Origin of the sequence: uncultured Campylobacter sp. (genome assembly GCF_938002845.1) — a bacterium.
Taxonomy (GTDB): domain Bacteria; phylum Campylobacterota; class Campylobacteria; order Campylobacterales; family Campylobacteraceae; genus Campylobacter_B.
Genome location: NZ_CALKZP010000041.1, coordinates 21,686 through 27,884, shown reverse-complemented (window position 1 = coordinate 27,884; position 6,199 = coordinate 21,686). Strand labels below are relative to the sequence as shown.

Sequence of the window (6,199 nt, the reverse complement as noted above, 5' to 3'; positions counted from 1 at the left end):
GGAATTTTTGGAATTTTTGGAATTTTTGGAATTTTTGGAATTTTTGGAATTTTTGGAATTCCGCCGCCGCGACTCAAAATTTTGGCAGCGGAATTTAGAAAGCTTTGCTAGCTTTAACAGCCCATGCAAGGCTAAATTTAAACCTTACGCGGTTAGAACTTCATACGCTCGCGCGAAGAATTTTACAACTTATAGTTTGCTCGCATTTTTGCCTAGATAATCCGCGACGCCCTTAGGGTCTGCTTTCATCCCTGCGTCGCCTTTGTGCCAACCCGCAGGGCAAACCTCGCCGTGCTCGTTCGTAAATAGCATCGTATCGACCATGCGAAGCATCTCATCGATATTGCGACCTAGCGGTAGGTCGTTGATGACGGCGTGGCGGACGGTGCCATCTTTGTCAAGTAGGAAGCTGCCGCGAAGCGCTACGGCATTGCCGAACAGCACGTCGAAGCTGCGCGCGATGTCCTTCGTGATGTCTGAGACGAGTGGGAACTGCACTTTGCCGATACCGCCTGCGTTTACCGGAGTATTTTTCCATGCAAGGTGCGTAAACTCGCTATCGCAGCTAACGCCGATAACTTCGATGCCCTTGGATTTGAAATCTTGATATCTGTGATCGAATGCGATGATCTCACTTGGGCAGACGAAGGTAAAATCTTTTGGATAAAAGAATACGACCGCGCCTTTTTCGCCGATATTTTTATAGAGGTTGAAATCCTCAACTATTTCGTTGTTGCCTAAAACCGCAGTTGCCGTAAAATCAACGGCTTTGTTGGTTACTATCATTTGTTTCTCCTTGTTAATAAAATTTATGATGGCGATTATACATTTTAAAACTTTAGATTTGCTGAAATTTGATGAAAATTTTTATATAATAAAATTTATTTGTTTGATAATATTAAATTTTATCATTTTTTAAATTTAGTATGTTATCATTACTTCGCATTTTTTGATAAAGGAGAAACAATGGCTGTAAAAATCACCGATATTTGCATTAGCTGCGGCTCATGCATTGACGAGTGCCCGGTAAATGCGATCGTGGACGATAGCGACAACCCAAGCGGCGAGGATAGCTACTACGTATACGCGGATAAATGCGTCGAGTGCGTGGGTTACAACGACGAGCCGGCTTGCGCCAGCGCCTGTCCGACCGACGGCTGTATCGTCTGGAGCGACATCGTAGCGGGCCAACCTAGTAGGGATTCCATAGGCGCGGATCTACGCAGCGGAGATACTCCGGTACTTGCTTAGTAGATAAAATTCCGCGATCAAATGCGCGGAATTTTAATTCATTCAATCCTTAAATAAATTTTAACCTATTTTTCGATACAATCCGCCTTTCACTTTAAGGAGATTATATGCAGCAAACGCTTTCTATTATTAAGCCTGATGCCGTTAAAAAGGGCGTTATCGGCAAAATTATCGATCGTTTCGAAAGCCACGGACTAAGAATTGCAGCGGCCAAAAAACTATGCCTAAGCGCCGAAGATGCAGGTAAATTTTATGAAATTCACAAGGATCGCCCTTTTTACAAGGATCTGATTGAATTTATGACTAGTGGCCCGGTGGTCGTGATGGTGCTTGAAGGCGATGATGCCGTAGCTAAAAATCGCGCGCTAATGGGCGCTACCGATCCGAAAAAAGCCGATAAAGGCACGATCAGAGCGGACTTTGCGGACAGCATCGACGCTAACGCTGTTCACGGCAGCGACAGCCTAGAAAACGCAAAAACCGAGATCGCATTTTTCTTTGCAAAAAGAGAAATTTGCTAAGAGTGCCGCGTGAAGATCGCTTTTGCTAAAATTTCCGCCGCGCCCGTGCCGTTTGAAATTTTCCGAGACGGACTTAAGTTTAGCGGAAATTTAAAACGAAAAGACTCTAAGTTTATCGAGTGCAAGGGCGAAATTAAGGGTAAAATTCCATATATTTGCGATCGTTGCGGTAAAGAATTCGATCTTGACGTAAATGAGAGCGTAAATTTGCTTCTAAGCGAAGGCGTTTTTAACGATGAAAAACACGAAAGCTTGGACGTGATGGAGTTTTTCGGTGCCGAAGTTGATGTGGATGAAATTTTAAGAAGCGAAACGGAAGCTTTTAAAAGCGACTATTTTTATTGCGAAGAATGCAAGAATTAAATTTATAAAGGAGAAAAAATGGCAGTTCCAAAGCGAAGAGTTAGTAAAACTCGTGCGGCGAAAAGACGCACTCACTACAAAGTGACCCTTCCGATTCCCGTCAAAGATAAAGACGGAAGCTGGAAAATTCCGCATAGAATAAACAAAACTACGGGCGAATATTAATCCAATGATTTCCGTTGCTATAGACGCGATGGGCGGTGATTTCGGCTGCGAGCCGATAATAAACGGAGTCGTAGATGCGCTGCGAGAGCGTAAATTTAATGCATTTTTGGTAGGCGATGAAGCTAGCATTAAGCCTTTTATCCCGCAAGGTTATGGGTTTGAGAAGTATATCACTTACGTAGCTGCAAGCGAAGTTTTCGAGATGAAAGAGGGCGCAACCGACGCTCTCAAACGCAAAGAGAGCAGCATCTTTAAAGCGGTCGATCTAGTAAAAGACGGCACTTGCAAAGCCGTGGTATCAGCAGGACATAGCGGCGCTACGATGAGTCTTGCTACGCTTCGCATAGGAAGACTCAAAGGTATCTTACGCCCGGCGATTGCTACGCTGATGCCAAATTCCATAGGCGGTCGCACGCTTGTGCTAGATGTGGGCGCTTATGTGGATTGTAAGCCTGAGAATTTGTTTCAATTTGCGATTATGGGCGAAGCATATGCCAAGGAGATTATGGGTTTAAACGCACCACGCATCGGCTTATTATCCAACGGCGAGGAGGATAGTAAAGGCAACGAGGTAACAAAAGAAACCTTTCATATGCTTAAGAAGATGCAAAATTTTATCGGTAATGTCGAAGGCAATCAAATTTTTGACGGCTCGGTAGACGTGGTCGTGTGCGACGGATTTATCGGCAACATTATGCTAAAATCCAGCGAAGGTGTCGCAAGCGCTATCGGCAAACTTATTAAAAACGAAACTAAAAAATCCCCTATCGCCATCGCAGGCTCCATCTTGATGAAGCGTGTCTTTAAAATTATTAAAAAAAGTACGGATTATGACGAATATGGCGGTGCGCCGCTTTTAGGCGTCAAAGAATGCGTCATCATAAGCCATGGCAAAAGCACCCCGAAAGCCGTTAAAAACGCGATCTTTCAGGCGCTTAAATTTGCAGATTCCAAAATCAACTCCGCGATAGAAAGCGAAATTTCTTCAAACGAATAGGAAAACGAATGCAAAAAGCCTCGATGATCTCAATCGCAGCATACGCGCCGAGCGAAATTTTAACCAATTTCGATCTTGAAAAAATGGTTGAAACGACTGATGAATGGATCGTCAAGCGAACAGGTATTCATGAGCGCCGCATCGCAAAGGGCGAGACCACTAGCGATTTGGGTATGAAGGCTGCGGCACTTGCGATTGAGCGTAGCGGTTTGCAAAAAAACGAGATCGATACAATAATATGCGCCACGATCTCGCCCGATTATTTCTGTATGCCCTCGACCGCGTGCGTCATCGCGGATAAGTTGGGTTTGAGCTTCGGCATCACGGCGTTTGATATAAATGCCGCCTGTACGGGCTTCATCTATCTTTTAGAGCTCGCAAAATCCCTCATCGAAAGCGGTGCAAAAAAACACGTGTTGATAATCGGCACGGAAAAGTTAAGCTCGATAGTCGATTGGAGCGACCGCGCTACGTGCATACTCTTCGGCGACGGCGCAGGCGCTGCGGTTATCGCGGCGCGTGACGATAACGGAATCATCGACATTCATACCGCTAGCGACGGCAGTAAGGGCGATCTTCTCATCACCGCAGCCCCGGGTAGCGTCAATCCACTCAGCCAAAAAATCATTGACGAAAAGCTAGGCTTCATGCAGATGGCGGGGCGCGAGGTCTTTAAAATCGCGGTGCCGACGCTTAGTAACGACGTCGTGGAGATTTTGGAGAAAAATAAAATTTCGCCCGAGCAGGTCGATCTTTTCATCCCGCATCAGGCAAATTTACGCATCATCGAGGCGGTCAAGGCGAGATTAGAATTTAGCGACGAGCAGTGCGTGCTTACGATCGGCAAATACGGCAACACGAGCTCGGCGTCGATCCCGATGGCGATAAATGACGCTTACGAGAGCGGCAGGCTCAAAAATGGCTCGCTTATGCTTTTGGACGCGTTCGGCGGCGGTTTTACGTGGGGTAGTGCGCTTTTAAAATTCGGCGGTAAGAGCATAAACTAGCGCTTTTTAAATTTTATTATCTTTGAATTTCGCCATATTTAAAAGTTAAATTCTAAGCTTATTTACAAAACTAATTTCAAGTTTATATTTATTCTGAGTTAGGTTTCAAAATTTTAAAATGAAGCGTTTGCGATTGAAAACATATTATAATCTTGCGCAGTTAACATATCGGCTTCTGCGTGAGATAGTAAAACGACGTTAGTCTTAGGTCTGCTGCTTTTTGGTGGCGGGCTTTTAGAATATAAAAGAAATCAAATATGCGATAGCTTAAATGGGCGTTAATTTCAGGCGATTCTGCATTAACGGCTTTTAATTAGCTGCAAAGCTCGGCAAGTATTTTTATGGCGGCGTATGGTGGATCTTTTGAGCGACCTACACATAGGCTGTAGAATAAAATTCAAATACCAAAACGCTCACAACAGCAAGCATCAAATTGCCTTAGATTTGAAATTTAGCATAAACGCCGGTAAATTTAAATCAAATACTACGAATGGAATAATAAAGGACGCTATGCCATGAGCGAAGAGGCGTCGTATTATAGGGCGTTAAAATCTCCAGCTATCTCCCGTTATACAATATACATTTATCCCTGTGTAGATAGTGGATGACGGAGGACGCGGTCGCGTCAGCTGCAGACTAAAGCGGTCAATGCACTTAGCTTTAGTGTGAAAGCTACAGCGATTTATAGGTTTGATGATATGCCTAGCTCAATGTCATTGTAAGCATTGGGAAATTTTAGCACGAAATATCATCTTGCAGTTACGGACGACAGGTATTAAAGCATATTATTAAGGCAATTTTTTATAAATTTTAAGTTCAAATTCCATTCGGATAAAATTTCGATTATTTTTTAAAAAGCGATCCGAAATTATCTAAAATTCCTCCGCTAGCTTGGACTATCTAGCGTTTTGTTCGTGTACCCGGTTTAAAATTTTAAATAACGTAAAATCCCAAATTCTCGTGCTTAAGGATAATTTTTCTGATCTCTTTTAGTAAGCTGAGCGAGGCTTCGATTTCGACGCGGCGGGTGCTTACGCTCTCGACGTTTGCGCCTACGCTTACACCTTTTGCGAGGGCGTATTTGTAGATGAAATCAAACATCTCCGCGCACAGCGCTGTTGAACTTTGTAAGATATCGACGCTGCTTTGCAGCCGTTGCTGCAAAAAATCTGGCACCGAGATGCCAAGCCACTTCATAAACTCAAGCGTCTTTAGGCTGCCGCACGGCGTGAAAGTAAAGATTATCGGCACCTTTTTGCACTCCAAAGCAGCGTAATCGTCGATGAAATCTTTGGCGTTTTGTACATTATAAACCGCCTGAGTGATAAAAAATTCGCACCCGTCCGCAGTCTTTTCTGCGATTTTTAGGTGCTCGTCGCGGCTCTTTTCATGGCGTTCAGGAATGCAGATGCCGCCTAGGCAAAGATGCGGCGCCACGAGTCGCTTGAGCTCATAGGCGCAGCTTAGATGCAGTTTGCATTCTTCGTTTTTAGAGCTCGCCCCCACGAAAACGCCCAGTCCGCTTGCGGCATGCCTTAGAATTTCGCAAAATTCCGCTTCGTCATATTTGCCTACCGCGCGGTAGATGATCGCTTCTTTATCGGTATGTAGATACTGCGTGTAGTAGCGTGCAGGATCGATCGTATGCACAAAAGGGAAGGTCCGCTCATCTTTTGTGCGCGCGCTTTCGTCTTGTAGATCGTAGATAACGATACCGTCGCATTCACATTCGCTTAGGCGTTGCGACCACGCCGTACCTAGTCGCTCGAGCTCGTCTTGAGAGGACGTGATTTTAGGCGGGACGATGCCGTAGAGCAAAATTCCGCTTTTTCCGTTTCTAATTTTTTCTTTTAACACTTGCCATTCCTTGATTTTTCGCGCATTTTAGCAAATTT

The 6,199-nt window shown here is 44.5% G+C and carries 8 protein-coding genes; 6 read left to right on the top strand and 2 right to left on the bottom strand.

Annotation, left to right across the window (positions count from 1 at the left end; all coding sequences use genetic code 11):
- Window positions 1-189 precede the first annotated feature (189 nt).
- The gene (locus Q0224_RS06355; RefSeq protein ID WP_005871241.1) at window positions 190-786 is read right to left on the bottom strand and encodes a peroxiredoxin; all 597 of its coding nucleotides are present in this window, start codon (window positions 784-786) and stop codon (window positions 190-192) included.
- A 180-nt stretch (window positions 787-966) separates the two neighbouring features.
- Here Q0224_RS06355 and Q0224_RS06350 point away from each other — a divergent pair, with 180 nt between their 5' ends.
- The 6 genes from Q0224_RS06350 (at window position 967) to Q0224_RS06325 (ending at window position 4,304) form a co-directional block, all read left to right on the top strand.
- Window positions 967-1,251, top strand: coding sequence for a 4Fe-4S dicluster domain-containing protein (locus tag Q0224_RS06350; RefSeq protein WP_297949954.1), 285 nt, complete (start codon window positions 967-969; stop codon window positions 1,249-1,251).
- 107 nt (window positions 1,252-1,358) lie between these two features.
- Window positions 1,359-1,772 (top strand): nucleoside-diphosphate kinase, encoded by a 414-nt coding sequence (gene ndk, locus Q0224_RS06345; protein ID WP_177388469.1) that lies wholly within the window; start codon window positions 1,359-1,361, stop codon window positions 1,770-1,772.
- 9 nt (window positions 1,773-1,781) lie between these two features.
- Window positions 1,782-2,135, top strand: a complete 354-nt coding sequence (locus tag Q0224_RS06340) for a hypothetical protein (RefSeq protein WP_297949952.1) — start codon at window positions 1,782-1,784, stop codon at window positions 2,133-2,135.
- An 18-nt stretch (window positions 2,136-2,153) separates the two neighbouring features.
- Window positions 2,154-2,300, top strand: coding sequence for a 50S ribosomal protein L32 (gene rpmF / locus Q0224_RS06335; protein WP_005871250.1), 147 nt, complete (start codon window positions 2,154-2,156; stop codon window positions 2,298-2,300).
- A gap of 4 nt (window positions 2,301-2,304) precedes the next feature.
- On the top strand, window positions 2,305-3,297 hold the full coding sequence (plsX, locus tag Q0224_RS06330; protein ID WP_297949950.1) for a phosphate acyltransferase PlsX: 993 nt from the start codon (window positions 2,305-2,307) through the stop codon (window positions 3,295-3,297).
- An 8-nt stretch (window positions 3,298-3,305) separates the two neighbouring features.
- Window positions 3,306-4,304, top strand: coding sequence for a beta-ketoacyl-ACP synthase III (locus Q0224_RS06325; protein ID WP_297949948.1), 999 nt, complete (start codon window positions 3,306-3,308; stop codon window positions 4,302-4,304).
- A gap of 933 nt (window positions 4,305-5,237) precedes the next feature.
- Here Q0224_RS06325 and Q0224_RS06320 read toward each other — a convergent pair.
- Window positions 5,238-6,161: a methylenetetrahydrofolate reductase gene (locus Q0224_RS06320; protein WP_297882905.1), complete on the bottom strand. Its 924-nt coding sequence runs from the start codon at window positions 6,159-6,161 to the stop codon at window positions 5,238-5,240.
- Window positions 6,162-6,199 lie beyond the last annotated feature (38 nt).

What these genes read in the sequence shown, in the direction of transcription:
- Q0224_RS06355 (WP_005871241.1), bottom strand. Translation starts at nt 786, where the DNA reads ATGATAGTAACCAACAAAGCCGTTGATTTTACGGCAACTGCGGTTTTA.
- ndk (WP_177388469.1), top strand. Translation starts at nt 1,359, where the DNA reads ATGCAGCAAACGCTTTCTATTATTAAGCCTGATGCCGTTAAAAAGGGC.
- plsX (WP_297949950.1), top strand. Translation starts at nt 2,305, where the DNA reads ATGATTTCCGTTGCTATAGACGCGATGGGCGGTGATTTCGGCTGCGAG.
- rpmF (WP_005871250.1), top strand. Translation starts at nt 2,154, where the DNA reads ATGGCAGTTCCAAAGCGAAGAGTTAGTAAAACTCGTGCGGCGAAAAGA.
- Q0224_RS06325 (WP_297949948.1), top strand. Translation starts at nt 3,306, where the DNA reads ATGCAAAAAGCCTCGATGATCTCAATCGCAGCATACGCGCCGAGCGAA.
- Q0224_RS06350 (WP_297949954.1), top strand. Translation starts at nt 967, where the DNA reads ATGGCTGTAAAAATCACCGATATTTGCATTAGCTGCGGCTCATGCATT.